The organism is Nonomuraea sp. B19D2 (assembly GCF_040137845.1).
In the GTDB taxonomy this organism is placed as follows: Bacteria; Actinomycetota; Actinomycetes; order Streptosporangiales; family Streptosporangiaceae; genus Nonomuraea.
The window spans coordinates 128,618-144,955 of record NZ_JBEFAK010000003.1 but is presented as its reverse complement, the minus strand read 5'-3'; the positions used below and the strand labels follow the sequence as shown (position 1 = coordinate 144,955).

Here is a 16,338-nt window from a genome sequence, read left to right as displayed (position 1 = left end):
GAGTACCTGTCAGGAGAGGTCTTTGCGCTCTTCCATGGAGCGGCGGTAGAGCTCGTCGATCTGGTCCAGTGGGTCGGGTGCGTGGCGGCGGGCCTCGATCTCCAGGTCGGTGCGGGAGCTGAGGTCGGCGATGCCCGTGGCCGTGTGCCGGACCTGGTCGCCCAGGAGGTCGGCGCGGATGCGGGCGCACATGGCTGTCAGCTTGGCCTGGTGCTCCCTGAGCCGGTCGAGCGTGGCGTGGTCGACGTACGGCGACACGCGGCGCTGCTGGGCGTACATCCCGAGCTGCCCGTCGTGGACGTCCGCCTGCGCCGACAGGTCGGCCATGAGGCGGGGTAGGTCGCCGAGGCCCCAGCCCTGGCTCTGGGCGTGGTCGACGGCCTGGCGGGTCAAAGACACCTCGCGGCGCAGGTCGAGCCGGAGGCGCTCGACCTCGGCGGCGTCACCCGTGCCCATGGCGTTGACGTGCGTGGTGAGCCGCGTCGTGGCCTGCTTGGCCTTGGACGCCGCCTTCTTGCCCAGCTTGACCAGGAGGTAGATGCCCACGCCTCCCAGCAGCAGGACGAACGCCAGGATCACCAGTAGGACGACAAGCAACTCGCTGATCTCCGCCACCCCCTGTCGTTGTTGATGAATTGAAGGATAGTGCGCCGAGGCGGATCCGGCGCAGCCTGCTACCAAGCAAGCACTTGATCAGATGGGCGAGGCTGTGCTTCAGTGCTGGCAGGAGGGCGACGTGCTCAGTGGCAAAGTTGTGATCATCACGGGTGGCGCCAGGGGATGGGGGCGGCCACCGCGCGGCGCTGCGTCGCGGCCGGGGCCCGGGTCGTGATCACCGATGTGCTGGTGGAGGAGGGTACGGCCACCGCCAAGGAACTGGGCGCCCGGTTCGTGGCCCATGACGTGACGGATCAGGGCCAGTGGACGGGCGTGGTCGCCGACACCGTGGCGGCGTACGACGCAGCCGCTCGGGGCCGTGTCGGGAGACGGCACCTTCCCGCTCGCCGCCGCCGGGCGGTGGGGCGAGCCGGAGGAGGTGGCGGAGGCGATCGTGTTCCTGCTGTCGGACGCGGCCTCGTACGTGTCCGGTGCGGAGCTGGCCGTGGACGGCGGGTGGACAGCCGGCGAGGGTGCGCTGATGTCCTGGGCGCAGGGTGAGGGGCGGTAGATGCCGTACGCGGACGTAGGCGGAGATATCCGGCTCTTCTACACCGACGACGGGGACGGGCCGCCACTGCTGCTCGTCCACGGGTGGGGCGCCGACTCCCACCAGTGGTCCTGGCACATCGACGCGCTGGCGGCCGCTCACCGGGTGGTCGCCGTCGACCTGCGCGGGCACGGCTACTCGTCCGTTCCCGAGGACGGCAACACCCCGCGCATGATGGCCGAGGACCTGCGCGTTCTCCTGGAGAGCCTCGGCATCCCTCAAGTGATCGCCGTCGGGCACTCGATGGGCGCCCAGGTGGTGTCCATCCTCGCCGTCGAGCACCCCGAGCTGGTGCGCGCGCTCGTCGCCGTCGACCCCGGCTACGGCATGACGGACGAGATCGCCCAGAGCTTCCCCAGGATGATCGCGGGCCTGCGCGGCGAGCACGCCCACGCCGTCGCCGAGCGGATCGACGAGTGGTGCACGAACGCCGGCACGCCCCCGGTACTCAGGCGCTGGCACAAGCGCAGGCTGTACGGCATGCCGCCGCACGTGCTGGCCCAGGCGTTCGAGGCCATGTTCACGGCCCGTGACGCCATCGGCCTGCGCCCGGCCAGCGACGGCTACCTGGTGCGCAGGCAGTGCCCTGTGCTGTCGATCTGGTCGGACCGGGAACGGGCGAGCTGGGAGTCGGGCCTGCTCAAGGACCCCGCGTCCAAGGTCGTGTGCTGGGAGGGCGCCAGCCACCGGCTGCACGAGGAGCGCCCCGAGGAGTTCGTCAGCCTGGTGGAGGAGTGGCTGCGCGCTCAGAGCTGACCGCGCGCCGCCCTTCTGCGGGCGCGGAATCGGCGTACCCGCCTGATCAGCCACCATGCCAGCACGGCGAGCACGAGCAGTGCGACGATCACGAGCACGGGGGCGAAGACGGCGACCACGCTCATGCCCAGTGAGCCCGCGTCCTCCATCGTGCTCACCACCGGAGCGCCCACGCCCGCCGTCCCGACGTTGATCATCGGACGGGCGGCGGCCTTGATCGCGTGTACGGCCAGCGCCATCACGATGCCCAGCAGCCAGCCGGCCCACGGGTGCTCGGCCATCCAGGTGGAATTGTCCAGTTCGGCCGCCGCACTCGTGGCCGAGAAGACCACGCCGCCCGACGCCGGGCGCACCACGGTCTGGATGGTGTCGTTGATGCTGTCCACGGCGGGCACCTTGTCCAGGACGAACTCGGCCACCAGCAGGACGGCGATCACCGCGAGCACGCCCCAGTTGGAGAGCCAGGAGTAGCCGTCGGGGAGCTGCACGGCGTCGGTGAAATTGGCCAGGACGCCCACGACCAGGAGCGGGATGTAGGCGTTCAGCCCGGCGGCCGTGGACAGCCCCAGGCCCGTCAGTGCGGCGATCATGCCCCTAGTCTGCCCGCGCCGCCTCCTCCATGATGTCCGTAAGGCCGGATCCGGTGAACTCGGCCACCGCCCGCTCGTACTTCTCCATGCCCCACGACCAGAAGTCGAAGTCGATGGTCTCGTTCGAGCCGTCCTGGATGGCGGCCCAGAGCGTCCAGCCGTACTTGGACATGAGGCCGAGCAGGCGGGCGCGGGCGATCTTGTGGCGCAGGCGGCGGCCGTAGTACGCGGTGACGAGCTCCTCCAGGTGGCCGGGCGGCAGGTCGGACTCGCTCCAGATGTTGCCGAGCTCGAAGCAGGGGTCGTTGTTGCCCGCGTACTCGTAGTCGATCAGCCAGAGGCGGCGGCCGTCGTCGAGGATGTTGCCGGGGAGGAGGTCGTTGTTGCACGGCACGGTGCCTTCCGCCCGTATTTCCAGACATTTCCGGATCCGGTCAACGGCGGGCATGAAATCGAGATATTTCGCGGGAAGTCGGTAACCGCGTTCCCGGACGATCCCCAGGTAACGCCGCTGGACGTCGAACATGTCGAAGTCCCGTACGAACCGCGGCCCGGCATGCAGGCGACGGCACGCCTCCGCCACCCTGGGCAGGTTCGCCGGGTCGCGGAGATCGGCCTCCGTGAACGTCCGCCCCGGCAGGAACCCCACCACCAGCACCCCCAGATCGGGCAGGTACGCGTGCACCGGCGCCCCCACCCCGGCCGCCTCGGCTGACAGGGAGCAGGCGTGCTCGGCGTCCCTGTCGATCCCCAGCAGCGAGCCGTCGCCGGCCCACACGCGCGCCACGTACACCCCGCCGGGGGTCGTGACCTTGTAGTTGCGGTTCGTCAGCCCTCCGGGCAGCTCCTCGACGGAACGCGGCACGCCGGAGAGCAAGGGGATGCGATCGAGCACCTCGGGCAGGGCCATGCTCGATGCTAGGACGTGCGACGCTAAACGGTCTAGACCTTTTATGGCCGGAGGGCTAGCCTCGCCCCATGAGCGACTCGGCCCGCATCGTGATCATCGGCGGCGGAGTGGGCGGCGCGTCCGTCGCCTACCACCTCACCCAACTCGGCGAACGCGACGTCGTCCTGCTGGAGCGGGACGAGCTCACCAGCGGCTCCACCTTCCACTCGGCGGGCCTGGTCGGCCAGCTGCGCGCCGACCCCACGCTGACCAGGATGAACCAGTACTCCGTCGAGCTCTACCGCACGCTCGACGCCGGATGGACGGAGTGCGGCGGCATCAAGCTGGCCGCCACGCCCGAGCGCATGGCGGAGATCCGCCGGCAGATCGGCTGGGCGCGGACGTTCGGGCTGCCGCTGGAGGAGATCTCGGTGGCCGAGGCCGTCGAGCTGTTCCCCCTCATGGATCCCGAAGGGGTCGTGGGCGCCGCGTACCTGCCCACCGACGGGCAGATCGACCCCTCGCAGCTCTGCTACGCGCTCGCCCGGCGAGCCCGCGAGGGCGGGGCGGTGATCCGCACCCACACCAGGGTGCTCGGCATCAAGACGGCGAACGGCCGCGTCACCGGCGTGCGCACCGACCAGGGGGACATCGACTGCGAGATCGTGGTGAACTGCGGCGGCATGTTCGCCGCCGAGATCGGCCGCATGGCCGGGGTGCGGATCCCGATCGTGCCCATGTCGCACCAGTACGTGGTGACCGACGCCTGCCACGACCACACGGGGCTGCCCACGCTGCGCGATCCCGACCTGCTGGTCTACTACCGGCAGGAGGTGCAGGGCCTGGTCATGGGCGGGTACGAGCGCACGTGCGCCCCCTGGACGGCCGGCCTGAACGCCTACGACGCCGTCCCCGCCGACTTCAACGGCCGCCTCCTGTCCGAAGATTGGCCAAGATTCGAGGAAATTTCCGATAATTCGCGGATTCGTGTGCCGGTGATGGCCGACGTCGGCATTCGCAAGCTGATCAACGGCCCGGAGGCGTTCACCCCCGACAACGAGTTCTGCCTCGGGGAGACGGAGGTCGGCGGCTTCTTCGTCGCGGCCGGGTTCTGCGCGCACGGCATCGCGGGCGCGGGCGGCATCGGCAAGGTGCTGGCCGAGTGGATCGTCGAGGGCGAGCCGAGCATGGACGTCTGGCACATGGACATCCGCCGCTTCGGCCGCCAGTACCGCTCGCCGTCGTACACGATCAAGCGGGCGGTCGAGAACTACGAGACGTACTACGACATCCGCTACCCCGGCCACGAGCGGTCGGCGGGCCGCCCCTTGCGCGTCTCGCCCGTGTACGGCTGGCACGCCGCGCACGGCGCCGTCTTCGGCGAGAAGGCCGGGTGGGAGCGGGTCAACTACTACCACTCGAACCTCTCCGGCGAGGACGAGCGCCCGGAAGGGTGGGCCGGGCGGCTGTGGTCGCCCGCCGTCGGGGCCGAGCACCGGGCCACCCGCACCACGGCGGGGCTGTTCGACGAGAGCTCGTTCGCCAAGATCGAGGTCACCGGGCCGGACGCGGCCGAGCTGCTGGAGTGGGTGTGCGACAACCGGGTCGCCCGCGAGATCGGCGCCGTCACCTACACCCAGGCGCTCAACCGGCGCGGCGGCATCGAGTGCGACTTCACCGTCACCAGGCGCGGGGAGGAGGAGTTCCTGATCGTCACCGGCACCGCGTCCGGCTCGCACGACCTGGGCTGGCTGCGCAAGCAGGCCGCGCTCACCGGCTCGGCGGCCAGGATCGCGGACGTCACCGGCCAGTACGCGTGCTTCGCCCTGTGGGGGCCACGTGCGCCCGAGATCATCGCGGGGCTCACCCCGGATCCGATGGACTTCCCGTTCATGTCCTCGCGCGAGATCACGGTGGGCGACGTGCCGGTGCTGGCGCTGCGGGTCACGTTCGTGGGCGAGACGGGCTGGGAGCTGTACTGCTCCAGCGAGTACGGACTGGCGTTGTGGCAGGCCCTGTGGGCGGCGGGGGAGCCGTACGGGCTGGTGGCGGGCGGCTACCGGGCCATCGACAGCCTCCGGCTGGAGAAGGGGTACCGGGTGTGGGGCGCCGACATCGACCCCGAGACGACGCCGTACGAGGCGGGGCTCGGGTTCTGCGTCAAGCCGGACAAGGACTTCCTCGGCCGGGACGCGCTGGACCCGGCGCCCGAGCGGCGGCTGCGGTGCGTGACGCTGGCCGGCCCGAGGGCCGTCGCGCTCGGCAACGAGCCCGTACGGCTGGACGGGCACGTCGTGACCCGGGTCACCTCCGGCGGGTACGGCTACACGGCCAAGGAGTCCATCGCCTACGCCTACCTGCCGGTCGGGCCGGGAGCCCGGGTGGAGATCGAGGTCGAGGGCGTCTGGGTGCCGGGTGTCGTGGTCAGGACCCCTCTGGCGCCGTGACCCCGCTGCGTACCGAGATCCGGACCCGGTCGGGACGGAACAGGTCGCGGGCGAACTCCACCGGCGTGCCGTCCCCCGCGTACGCCGTGCGCTCGATCAGCATGAGCGGCGCGCCCGGCGCGATGCCCAGCTCGGCGGCCTCCGCCGGGCGGGCAATCACCGGGTCGAGCTGCTCGACCGCCGTACGCGGCTCCAGGTCGTAGCCCGCGGCCAGCAGGGCGTAGAGGGAGCCGGTGAGGTCCTGGTCGAGGAAGCCAGGGAGGGGCGGGAAGTAGGAGCGTTCGAGCGCCACGGGCGAGCGCCCGGCCGATCGCACCCTGGCCACCTCGTGCACCGGCGAACCCGCCTCGACCTCCAGCGCCACGGCCGCCGCCCGCGGCGCGGGAACCGTTGCGGCCGTCAGGATCCGCGCCTCGGCCCGCAGGTGGGCCCGCCGCATCTGCTCCGTGAACCCCGCCAGCCCCGTCAGGTCGCACTCGATGCGCGGCTCGGCCACGAACGCGCCGCCCGACCTGCCCGGCACCCTGATCAGCACGCCGTCGCGCTCCAGCGTGGCCAGCGCCTGCCTGAGCGTCATCCTGCTCACGCCGAGCCGCCCGGCCAGCTCCCGCTCGCCGGGCAGCCGGTCGCCCGGCGCCAGCTCGCCACTGGAGATCGACTCCAGCAGCCACCGCTCGATCTGCACATGCGCCGGAACGCCGATGCCACGCTCCAGCTCAGGCGGTGTCCCGACCACACGCGCATCTTGACATGGGGTGGCATGAATGCCAAAGCCCAGGTCCTGCGCCACCCGACGTTCATGTGGTCCGACCATGGCCGGGGTCTTCTGGGAACGGGAACGGCGGGGTGGAGACCCTGCCTCAACAGCCTTCAGACAGGGGAGGAAATGCTGCATCCCTCCTTTCGCGTGGTATAGCCGTAGCCGTCCGCGCGCTGGAGCAGACGGAAGTGCTTGTGCCCAAGTCCTTGGACAAGACCGTGGCGAGTGCGGATGTTGAAGCTGCCGGTGGCGCGGACGGCAATGCGGCCGATATAGGTCCCTTGCTTCTTGCCGGCGGGGATCGCAGCGCGGGCAAGGTCCCCGGTCTGGTAGCCGAAGAACGTTTTCTGCCGAGGTAGGCGCAGACGGGGGAAGCCGTAGGCGTCAGTGCGGGTGCGGGTATAGGTGCCACGCCCCGTCGCGGTGACGGCGAGTACCGTCGCCGGGTACGCGCTGATGCTTTCGAGCCAGCCGACGCACAGTGCATCGAGAGTGTGAGTCTTGGGCAGGCCGGCGCGGGTGCGGTTCCACTTGGTACGCGCGCCGGAGGCGGTCCGTATCTGGCCGGGGAAGGCGGTAGCGAGAGCCCGCCACAGCGCCCAGCGGGTGGCGTTTACCGCAGCGGCATCCCGCAAGGGCGCCTTGGCCTGGGCGAGAATTGTCGCGAGCCGCTTCGGATCGCGTCGCAGAAAGTCCTCGATGGGCCGGTTGGACTTAGCCTGGTTGCAGGGGATACAGGCCAAGACCAGATTGCTGACGCGGTCGGACCCACCCCGTGAGCGGGGCTGGATGTGGTCGATGTTCAGCGGCACGTTGTTTGCGCCGCAGTAGGCGCAGGCCCGCCGCCACTTGGCGAGGAGGTACTCGCGTACCTCGTGTCCAGCGAGTGTCCCGTGCTGGTATTCCACCCCTTCCAAGGGGCGTCCGGCGGTGAGGGCGTGGGTGTCGAACGCCACCCGCTCCATGTGCACTCCGCGGACCGGAGCCCAGCGAGCCAGCCGGTGAACCCATGACATGACGGTGTCTACTCGATGCCGAAGAGACGGGGCGAGCCACCCTTCCGGGCGGCGCCGGTTGTTGAACCGGGGAGCGCGGTAGCGAAGGTTTCGCGACCGTCGGCCGCGCCGGTAAGCGGCCCGCTGCGCGAGCTTGTCCCGGATGACACTGCCGCGGTGGGTGAGGTCGATCGCATACAGCCCGCACCGGATGCCACGAGTCATGGTGAATATGGCGATGCCGGTGTGCTTCGATCCAGGGTCGATCCCGAGTTCCGCACCGTCGACCTGCGACTGGTCGGCGGTGCGGTCCTTGAGCCGGATCACGAACGGCGTATGGCGATGCACGACCGCCCGACCAGCCTTGAGCAACTTGCGGGCCCTCGCGGGCGTGGTCGGCTGCAAGGGGGCGCCGTCCTTGTCGAGCACGAACACTATTGGGTGGCCCTCACGGGCCTTCTCCCCAACCGAAGGGTTGGGGGTGACGCCGCCGGTGTCAGGTGAAACGCCGGCGATCTCCCCTCGCACATGTCTGCTACCGGGTGCCGTGCGGCGCTGTGGGCCCGTTTCGTCCCTGTCCCCGGGGTTGTCTGCTGCCCGCAGTTCAAGAGCCAACTGCTGAGGAAGCACAGTTGGGTTGGTCTGCTGTCCTGTAGCGAACGTAGCCATCTGGGTCACCTCCCTTTGGTGATGGCTGGTGCTGGTAACGGCGGGCCTCAGACCTTGTTGGCCGAGAGCCCTCGCCTTCAGGCGAGGGAACCCGTTACGTGGTCGTGGAACCAGTCCCTGTTGGTGCTGGTCGTGCTGGTGGCACCTCACGCTCCCAGGGGAGCGCCCACTGATCATGCGACGCCTGGTGATCGCTCCCTGGCAGTCAGTCCTTGAGACAATCGCGGACTGCCAGGCCGGATAAGGCAACTGTGACAGATGGCCCCTCGATCGGCCGCAGGTCAGCAAGGTTCGGCTCCAGCACCAAGCGGGCACAGCCCTTCGCCGAGCAGTACGGACACGAGGAGGTCAACGTATTCCGATCGCGAGCACAGCAGTACGTCTGCGTGGCTTCCACCCGACCTTCCTTTCATTACTCCTCGTGACCGCCAGGTTACCAAAACTTGGCTCTGTCGGGTAGAACATGTGAGCGATTCGCGGCCATCCTGGGGGGCAAGAGCGCTGCCTGCCGCCCGCTTCACACCGCCGCGCGGAACCTCCGCCGACGGCGCGCTCGCCCTGGCCAGGGCCGCCGCCGGCGGCGAGGTCCGGCCGCGCGACCCGTACCTGTACGTCTTCGCGGCTAGTCCGAGCCGGTCAGGCGCCGGAGCCGCGCCACCGCCTCCCCGAACTCGCTGATCATGTCGTAGACCACCTCGCGGGCCGGTCTGACCTGGTCGAGCTGGCCCACCACCTGGCCCACGAAGTAGTTGACCAGCTCCAGCGCCCCCGCCTCGCCCTTCTCGGCCGCCGCCTCGATGCGGGCCATCGCGCCCTCGGCCACCAGCAGCTGCAGCGGCATCCCCAGCGGCCCGGGGCTCTCCTGGCCGGAGTCCCACTCCTCCGTCCAGGCCGACTTGAGCTGCCTGGCCGGCTTGCCCGTACGGGACCTGGACCTGACCGTGTCCAGCGACGAGGCGGCCAGCAGCTTGCGCTTGACCGCGGGGGTGGTCTCCGCCTCCTCCGTGGTCAGCCAGACCGAGCCGCACCACACGCCCTGCGCGCCGAGTGCCATGGCCGCCGCCATCTGCCGGCCCGACGCGATCCCGCCCGCCGCCAGCACGGGGATCGGGGCCACGGCGTCCACGACCTGCGGCACCAGCACCATCGTGGAGACCTCGCCGGTGTGCCCGCCCGCCTCGGTGCCCTGCGCCACGATGAGGTCCGCGCCCGCCGCCACCTGCCTGCGGGCGTGCTCGACCGTGCCGACCAGCGCGGCCACCGGCACCCCGGCCTCCCTGGCCCTGGCGACCATCTCGGGCGGAGGCGGCCCCAGCGCGCTGGCGATGAGCCCGATCGGGTGCTTGAGCGCCACGTCGATCAGCCCCGTCGCCCCGGCCGCCGTCACCCGCCTGCCGAGCTCGTCCGCCACCGCCGTCAGCGGCTGCAGTGGGGCGCTCACGCCGTACTTGGACAGCAGGTGCGTGACGAAGTCGCGGTGACGGTCGGGGACGAAGTCCATGAGGTGCGCATGCCGGTCGAGCGCGGAGGCGTCGACCTTGCCGGGCACGAGCACGTCCACGCCGTACGGCCGGCCGCCCACCTGGGCGTCGATCCAGCTCAGCTCGGTGTCCAGCTGTTCGGGGGAGTACGCGATCGCGCCCAGGACCCCGAACCCGCCCGCGTTGGTGACGGCGGCGACCACGTCGCGGCAGTGGCTGAAGGCGAACAACGGGAACTCGATGCCCAGGCGCTCACAGATGGCGGTCCGCATGATTCGACGCTATCCGGCAGAAGCTTGTTCGGTCCATCCCCCGGTCCGTCCCCTTCGTCCGGCGTCGAGGGGTCAGGAGGCGGTGGCGCGGCGGTTCAGGGGGATGGGGCCGGAAGGGGCGTGCCAGCCGAGCTCCGGCGTGTAGCCGCGGACCAGCTTGGCCGGGACACCCGCGACGACGCTGTGGTCTGGGAACGTGCCGCGGACCACCGCCCCGCCCGCCACCACGCACTGGCGGCCCAGCGTCGTGCCGGGCAGGATGATCGCGCCGGCCCCCAGCCACGAGCCGGAGCCGATCGAGACCGGGCTGTTGCGGGGCCACTGGCGCCCGATCGGGACGTCCGGGTCGTCGTAGACGTGGTTCTGATCGGTGATGTACACGTACGGCCCGGTGAAGACGTCCGCGCCGATGTCGATCGACTGGTGGGCCACGATGTGCGAGCCGCGGCCGATCGAGCAGCCGCGGCCGATGCGCAGGATCGAGTCGGGCCCGAGGTCCGCGCCGGGCATCATGCCGCACGAGATCGACACGCGCTCGCCGATGAGCGTGTGGTCGCCGATCTCGATCCACTGCTCGCCGAAGATCGCGCCCGGGGGGAAGGCGATGCTGACTCCGTCGCCGAGCCGGCGGAACCGATAGCCCGCGGGGCTCAGCGGGGTGATGGCGCCGGCGTGGCGAATCGCCCCGTAGACACGGTGAATCAGCGCGCCCGCTGCCCGCCGTACGAATGACATAGGGACCAAAGTTACCGCTAGGTTAATCCGTTCGGGCATGTCGGGGGCGTTGTTTGATATCCTGAGAGCCCGTGGACACTTCGACCACACCTCGAGCCACGGGAGCCCCTTTGCGCAGCGCATCGCAAACCAAGCATCTGTTCGTCACCGGCGGTGTCGCCTCCAGTCTCGGCAAGGGGCTCACGGCATCCAGCCTCGGTCGCCTACTCAAGACCCGCGGTCTCAGGGTCACCATGCAGAAGCTCGACCCGTACCTGAACGTCGACCCGGGGACCATGAACCCGTTCCAGCACGGCGAGGTGTTCGTCACCGACGACGGCGCGGAGACCGACCTCGACGTCGGCCACTACGAACGTTTCCTCGACACCGACCTGCACGGCTCGGCCAACGTGACCACCGGGCAGATCTACTCCAACGTCATCGCCAAGGAGCGGCGGGGTGAATATCTGGGCGACACCGTCCAGGTCATCCCGCACATCACAAACGAGATCAAGGACCGGATCAGAGGCATGGCCGGTCCTGACGTGGACGTCGTCATCACCGAGGTCGGGGGCACCGTCGGCGACATCGAGTCGCTGCCGTTCCTGGAGGCCGTGCGGCAGATCAGGCACGAGGTCGGGCGCGACAACGTGTTCTTCCTGCACGTGTCACTGCTGCCCTACATCGGCCCGTCGGGCGAGCTCAAGACCAAGCCGACGCAGCACAGCGTGGCGGCGCTGCGCAGCATCGGCATCCAGCCGGACGCGATCGTGCTGCGCTCCGACCGGCCGGTGCAGGCGGCGATCAAGCGCAAGATCAGCCTGATGTGCGACGTGGACGAGGACGCCGTCGTCTCCGCCGTGGACGCGGCCTCGATCTACGACATCCCGAAGGTGCTCCACTCCGAAGGGCTCGACGCCTATGTGGTGCGCCGGCTCGGCCTGCCGTTCAGGGACGTCGACTGGAAGGAGTGGGAGCAGCTCCTGCGCCGGGTGCACCGGCCGGCCAAGGAGGTCACGATCGCCCTGGTCGGCAAGTACATCGACCTGCCGGACGCGTACCTGTCGGTCACCGAGGCGCTGCGGGCCGGCGGGTTCGCCAACGACGCGCGCGTCAACATCCGGTGGGTCAAGAGCGACGACTGCGAGACCCCCGAGGGCGCCGAGCGCGAGCTCGACGGCGTGGACGGCGTGCTGATCCCCGGCGGGTTCGGCGTGCGCGGCATCGAGGGCAAGATCGGCGCGATCCGCCACGCCCGCGTGGGCAAGATCCCGCTGCTCGGCATCTGCCTCGGCATGCAGGGCATGGTCATCGAGGCCGCGCGCAACATGGCCGGCATCGAGGAGGCCAACTCCACCGAGTTCGACCCCGACACCAAGCACGCGGTCGTCTCCACCATGGCCGACCAGGAGGACGTCGTCGCCGGCGAGCGCGACATGGGCGGCACCATGCGGCTGGGCATCTACACCGCCAAGCTCCTCGAGGGCACCCTGGCCAGGCAGCTGTACGCCGGCAAGGCCAAGGCCGACGAGCGCCACCGCCACCGCTACGAGGTCAACAACGCCTACCGCGAGCAGCTCGAGAAGGTCGGCCTGGTCTTCTCCGGCCTGTCGCCCGACGGCCGCCTGGTCGAGTACACCGAGCTGCCCACCGACATCCACCCGTTCTTCATCGGCACGCAGGCGCACCCCGAGTTCCGCTCGCGCCCCACGCGGGCCAACCCGATGTTCAAGGGCCTCATCACCGCCGCCCTGGAGTACGCGGACGCCAGGGTCGGTGCGAAGGTGAGCCGGTGAAAACGGCGGACACGCCCGAGGCGTGGGACGTCGTCGACTCCAAGGAGCGGTTCCGCGGCCACATCATCAACGTGGTCACGGACACGGTGAAGATGCCCCGCGACGAGGTCGCCGACCGCGACTACGTGGTGCATCCGGGCGCGGTCGCCGTGCTCGCGCTCGACGACCGGGACCGGGTCCTGCTGATCAGGCAGTACCGCCACCCCACCCGCATGCTGATGTGGGAGCTGCCCGCCGGGATCCGCGACGTCGAAGGCGAATCGCTGGTCGCCGGCGCAGCCCGCGAGCTCGCGGAGGAGGCCGGCTACCGCGCCGACACCTGGCACACGCTCGTCGACCTGCGCACCTCGCCCGGCATGAGCGACGAGCGGATCAGGGTGTTCCTCGCCCGCGACCTCACCAAGGTCGAGACCGACTTCGTCCACCGGCATGAAGAGATCGACATGCCGGTGGAGTGGGTGCCGCTGGCGGACGCGGTCGAGAAGGCGCTCATGGGAATGATCCACAATTCCCCGGCCGTGGCCGGTATCCTCGCCGCGTACGCGGCTTCGGTTGAGGGGTTCGCCCTGTTGCGCCCCGCCGACGCCCCTGAGGCGTGACGGAAGGACCAGCTCGTGGAGGCGGTGCTCTCCAGCTACCTCGCCCATCTGGCGGTGGAGCGGAGCCTGGCTGCCAACACGCTCGCGTCCTACCGGCGTGACCTGCGGCGATACGTCGATCACCTGCACGCGCGCGGCAGGATGGAGCTCGACGAGGTGGGGGAGGCCGACGTGCTGGCCTTCCTCGCCTCGCTGCGCGAGGGCGACGGCGAGCACGCCGCGCTGGTCGCCAGCTCGGCGGCGCGCGCCGTCTCCGCCGTGCGCGGGCTGCACCGGTTCGCTCTGCGCGAAGGCGTCACGGCCCATGACCCGGCCCACGAGGTGCGCCCGCCGCGCCAGCCGCGCAGGCTCCCCAAGGCCATCGCCGTGGACGAGGTGGAGCGGCTCATCGCCGCCTCCGGCCCCGACGGCGCCCCTCTCACGCTGCGCAACCGCGCCCTGCTCGAGGTCCTGTACGGCACCGGCGCCCGCATCTCCGAGGCCGTCGGCCTGGCCGTGGACGACCTCGACGACGACCAGGTACGCCTGCGCGGCAAGGGCGGCCGCACCCGCGTCGTGCCCTTGGGCCGCTACGCCCGCTCCGCGCTCGACGCGTACCTCGTACGGGCCCGTCCAGGGCTGCTCGCGCACGGGCGCGGCACCCCCGCCGTGTTCCTGAACGCCAGGGGAGGCCGGCTGACCAGGCAGGGAGCGTGGGAGGTGCTCCAGGCCGCCGCCGAGCGCGGCGGACTTGCCGGGATAAGTCCCCACGTTCTCCGACATTCCTTCGCAACCCATCTCCTGGACGGCGGCGCTGACGTTAGGGTGGTCCAGGAGCTGCTTGGCCACGCCTCCGTGACGACCACCCAGGTCTACACGCTGGTCACGGTCGACAAGCTCCGCGAGGTCTATGCCGCCGCGCATCCGCGTGCCCGGCAGTGATCTATAGTCTTTTGCGACGTGCGCCACCCTCGGCGTGCCGCCTTGCCGCATAAAGTGGCGACGCCATAGTGTCCGTCCGGACGGTCCGGTTCGGGATCGTCAGGGAGGTTCGAGCTGGTGACTGTGACGACCAAGGGTTCGACCCCGGGGACCCCCGACAACCCCTGGGGCGACACGAAGACCAACGCGCCTTCCAACGGCGTCAACCTGGGGCCCACGCGGCGGCCCCGACCCGTGTTCCCCGAGCCGGTGCCGCCCTCGGTGCACGGTCCGGCGCGCGTGGTCGCGATGGTCAACCAGAAGGGTGGCGTCGGCAAGACCACGACGACCATCAACCTGGGGGCCGCGCTCGTCGAATACGGCCTCAAGGTGCTGCTGGTCGACTTCGACCCGCAGGGGGCGCTCTCCGTCGGCCTGGGGATCAACCCGCTCCAGCTCGACCTGACCGTCTACAACCTGCTGATGGAGCGCGGCGTCACCGCCGAGGACGTGCTCCTGGAGACCGGCGTCGAGGGCCTCGACCTGCTGCCGAGCAACATCGACCTGTCGGCCGCCGAAGTCCAGCTGGTCACCGAGGTGGCCCGCGAGCAGGTGCTCGGCCGGGTGATCAAGCCGCTGCTGCCGCACTACGACGTCTGCCTCATCGACTGCCAGCCGTCGCTCGGCCTGCTCACGATCAACGCGCTGACCTGCGCCCACGGCGTGATGGTGCCGCTGGAGTGCGAGTTCTTCGCGCTGCGCGGCGTGGCGCTGCTCATGGACACGATCTCCAAGGTCCAGGAGCGGCTCAACGAGGACCTTGAGATCGAGGGGCTGCTGGCCACCATGTACGACGCCCGCACGCTGCACGGGCGCGAGGTGCTGGCCCGCGTGGTGGAGGCGTTCGGCGACAAGGTGTTCCACACGGTGATCAACCGTACGGTCCGCTTCCCCGACGCGACGGTCGCCGGCGAGCCCATCACCACCTTCGACCCGTCCTCGCTGGGCGCAAACGCCTACCGTGAGCTGGCCCGCGAAGTGCTGTCGCGCTGGCCGGCGCCTGCCACAATGGCCAGGTGACCGCGGCAGAGCAGACTCCTCAAGGGTTCCAGGTTCACCTGGACGTCTTCGAGGGCCCCTTCGACCTGCTCCTTGGCCTCATCGCCAAGCACAAGCTGGACATCACCGAGGTCTCGCTCTCCAAGGTCACGGACGAGTTCATCTCGTACATCCGCTCGCGCGGGCCCGAGTGGGACCTCGACCAGACCAGCCACTTCCTGCTGGTCGCGGCTACCCTGCTGGACCTGAAGGCGGCCCGGCTGCTGCCTTCCGGCGAGGTGGAGGACGAGGAGGACCTGGCGCTGCTGGAGGCCAGGGACCTGCTGTTCGCGCGGTTGCTCCAGTACAAGGCGTACAAAGAGGTGGCGAAGTTCTTCGCGGGGCGGATGGCGGAGGAGGCGCTGCGCTTTCCCCGTACGGTGCCGATGGAGCCACAGTTCGCCAACCTGCTGCCCGAGCTCATCCTGGGCATCGGGCCCGAGCAGCTCGCCAGGATCGCCGCCAAGGCCTTCACCCCCAAACTGCCGCCCACCGTCAACGTCGGGCACATCTACCAGCCCCTGGCGAGCGTCAAGGAGCAGGCGGCCATCCTGGTCATGCACCTGCGCCGGCTCCGGCGCGCCACCTTCCGCGCGCTGGTGGCCGACTGCGATGGGACCTTCGAGGTCATCGCGCGGTTTCTGGCGGTGCTGGAGCTCTTCAGGGAGTCCGCGGTGACGTTCGAGCAAGTCGAGCCGTTGGGGGACTTGCACATAACCTGGACGGGCGCTGACGACGGCGACGTCACGGTGGGCGACGATTACGAAGAATCCGCGGAGAAACCACGCAATGACTGACAACCCACTGCCCACTCCCCGCCGATCCCCCGACTCCGATCCGCCGCTGCCCGCCTGGATGGCCCTCCCGGGCTCCCTCGCCCAGCCCTCCGCCCCGGCTGTGGAGGATGAGGTGCTTGAGGACGACGCGCTGCCGGACGACGGCTCACCGTCCCCCGCGACCGCCGCCCCTTCCGGCGCCGGGTCCGTCGACGGTGAGGTGGCGGAGTCGGGTGCGACGGGCGCGGCCGAGGACGTGGACGCTCCGGAGGCCGGTGAGGCGGAGCCCGCGGCCGGCGGTGGCGCGGCGCGCGCGGTCGGCGTCGCACCTGTGACCGATGGTCCGGACGTTGATGCTCTGGACGCTGATGCTTCTGGCGTTGATGCTT

15 protein-coding genes and 1 pseudogene are annotated in these 16,338 nt (G+C 70.1%); 9 read left to right on the top strand and 7 right to left on the bottom strand.

From position 1 onward, the window contains the following. Positions 1-9: 9 nt before the first annotated feature. Positions 10-615 carry a hypothetical protein gene (locus ABN273_RS07295; protein ID WP_349447873.1) on the bottom strand — a complete coding sequence of 202 codons (606 nt, stop codon included), beginning with the start codon at positions 613-615 and terminating at the stop codon, positions 10-12. A 165-nt stretch (positions 616-780) separates the two neighbouring features. Between ABN273_RS07295 and ABN273_RS07290 the strand changes: the two are divergent. The 3 genes and pseudogenes from ABN273_RS07290 to ABN273_RS07280 form a co-directional block, all read left to right on the top strand. Beyond that, positions 781-900: pseudogene (locus tag ABN273_RS07290) on the top strand (3-alpha-hydroxysteroid dehydrogenase); the annotation flags it as partial. Between the two features lie 76 nt (positions 901-976). Then, a complete protein-coding gene (locus ABN273_RS07285) occupies positions 977-1,168 on the top strand; it encodes an SDR family oxidoreductase (RefSeq protein WP_502910961.1) in 192 nt (63 codons plus the stop codon). Further along, positions 1,169-1,963, top strand: a complete 795-nt coding sequence (locus ABN273_RS07280) for an alpha/beta fold hydrolase (RefSeq protein ID WP_349447872.1) — start codon at positions 1,169-1,171, stop codon at positions 1,961-1,963. It begins immediately after the preceding gene. On the opposite strand, the gene ABN273_RS07275 is transcribed toward ABN273_RS07280, so the two are convergent. Both ABN273_RS07275 and ABN273_RS07270 read right to left on the bottom strand, forming a co-directional pair. Beyond that, complete coding sequence (locus tag ABN273_RS07275; protein ID WP_349447871.1) at positions 1,954-2,553, bottom strand: DUF4126 domain-containing protein; 600 nt, start codon at positions 2,551-2,553, stop codon at positions 1,954-1,956. The genes ABN273_RS07280 and ABN273_RS07275 overlap by 10 nt on opposite strands. Positions 2,554-2,557: 4 nt before the next feature. Beyond that, the gene (locus tag ABN273_RS07270; RefSeq protein ID WP_349447870.1) at positions 2,558-3,463 is read right to left on the bottom strand and encodes a phosphotransferase; all 906 of its coding nucleotides are present in this window, start codon (positions 3,461-3,463) and stop codon (positions 2,558-2,560) included. 68 nt (positions 3,464-3,531) lie between these two features. On the opposite strand from ABN273_RS07270, the gene ABN273_RS07265 reads away from it, so the two are divergent. Beyond that, complete coding sequence (locus tag ABN273_RS07265) at positions 3,532-5,889, top strand: GcvT family protein (protein WP_349447869.1); 2,358 nt, start codon at positions 3,532-3,534, stop codon at positions 5,887-5,889. Here the strand turns inward: ABN273_RS07265 and ABN273_RS07260 are convergent. The 4 genes from ABN273_RS07260 to ABN273_RS07245 form a co-directional block, all read right to left on the bottom strand. Then, positions 5,867-6,625, bottom strand: coding sequence for a GntR family transcriptional regulator (locus tag ABN273_RS07260; RefSeq protein WP_349447868.1), 759 nt, complete (start codon positions 6,623-6,625; stop codon positions 5,867-5,869). The genes ABN273_RS07265 and ABN273_RS07260 overlap by 23 nt on opposite strands. A 134-nt stretch (positions 6,626-6,759) precedes the next feature. Then, positions 6,760-8,073 (bottom strand): RNA-guided endonuclease IscB, encoded by a 1,314-nt coding sequence (gene iscB, locus ABN273_RS07255; RefSeq protein ID WP_349447867.1) that lies wholly within the window; start codon positions 8,071-8,073, stop codon positions 6,760-6,762. A gap of 862 nt (positions 8,074-8,935) precedes the next feature. Next, complete coding sequence (locus ABN273_RS07250) at positions 8,936-10,066, bottom strand: nitronate monooxygenase (protein ID WP_349447866.1); 1,131 nt, start codon at positions 10,064-10,066, stop codon at positions 8,936-8,938. Between the two features lie 72 nt (positions 10,067-10,138). Then, positions 10,139-10,801 carry an acyltransferase gene (locus ABN273_RS07245; protein ID WP_349447865.1) on the bottom strand — a complete coding sequence of 221 codons (663 nt, stop codon included), beginning with the start codon at positions 10,799-10,801 and terminating at the stop codon, positions 10,139-10,141. A 110-nt stretch (positions 10,802-10,911) separates the two neighbouring features. On the opposite strand from ABN273_RS07245, the gene pyrG reads away from it, so the two are divergent. The 5 genes from pyrG (at position 10,912) to ABN273_RS07220 (ending at position 15,970) form a co-directional block, all read left to right on the top strand. Continuing rightward, positions 10,912-12,576 (top strand): CTP synthase, encoded by a 1,665-nt coding sequence (gene pyrG / locus ABN273_RS07240; RefSeq protein ID WP_349447864.1) that lies wholly within the window; start codon positions 10,912-10,914, stop codon positions 12,574-12,576. Continuing rightward, positions 12,573-13,175, top strand: a complete 603-nt coding sequence (locus ABN273_RS07235) for an NUDIX domain-containing protein (protein WP_349447863.1) — start codon at positions 12,573-12,575, stop codon at positions 13,173-13,175. The genes pyrG and ABN273_RS07235 overlap by 4 nt, the downstream gene beginning before the upstream one ends. Positions 13,176-13,190: 15 nt before the next feature. Next, entirely contained in the window at positions 13,191-14,096 is a 906-nt protein-coding gene (locus ABN273_RS07230; protein WP_349447862.1) for a site-specific tyrosine recombinase XerD, read from the top strand. Positions 14,097-14,219: 123 nt separating this feature from the next. Next, entirely contained in the window at positions 14,220-15,155 is a 936-nt protein-coding gene (locus ABN273_RS07225; protein WP_502910980.1) for a ParA family protein, read from the top strand. Then, on the top strand, positions 15,152-15,970 hold the full coding sequence (locus ABN273_RS07220) for a segregation and condensation protein A (RefSeq protein ID WP_349447860.1): 819 nt from the start codon (positions 15,152-15,154) through the stop codon (positions 15,968-15,970). Before ABN273_RS07225 ends, ABN273_RS07220 begins: the two co-directional genes overlap by 4 nt. The last annotated feature ends 368 nt before the right edge of the window (positions 15,971-16,338 follow it).

Coding starts and splice junctions, on each gene's coding strand:
- ABN273_RS07250 (WP_349447866.1), bottom strand. CDS start 10,066: ATGCGGACCGCCATCTGTGAGCGCCTGGGCATCGAGTTCCCGTTGTTC.
- ABN273_RS07270 (WP_349447870.1), bottom strand. CDS start 3,463: ATGGCCCTGCCCGAGGTGCTCGATCGCATCCCCTTGCTCTCCGGCGTG.
- ABN273_RS07265 (WP_349447869.1), top strand. CDS start 3,532: ATGAGCGACTCGGCCCGCATCGTGATCATCGGCGGCGGAGTGGGCGGC.
- ABN273_RS07245 (WP_349447865.1), bottom strand. CDS start 10,801: ATGTCATTCGTACGGCGGGCAGCGGGCGCGCTGATTCACCGTGTCTAC.
- ABN273_RS07280 (WP_349447872.1), top strand. CDS start 1,169: ATGCCGTACGCGGACGTAGGCGGAGATATCCGGCTCTTCTACACCGAC.
- ABN273_RS07275 (WP_349447871.1), bottom strand. CDS start 2,553: ATGATCGCCGCACTGACGGGCCTGGGGCTGTCCACGGCCGCCGGGCTG.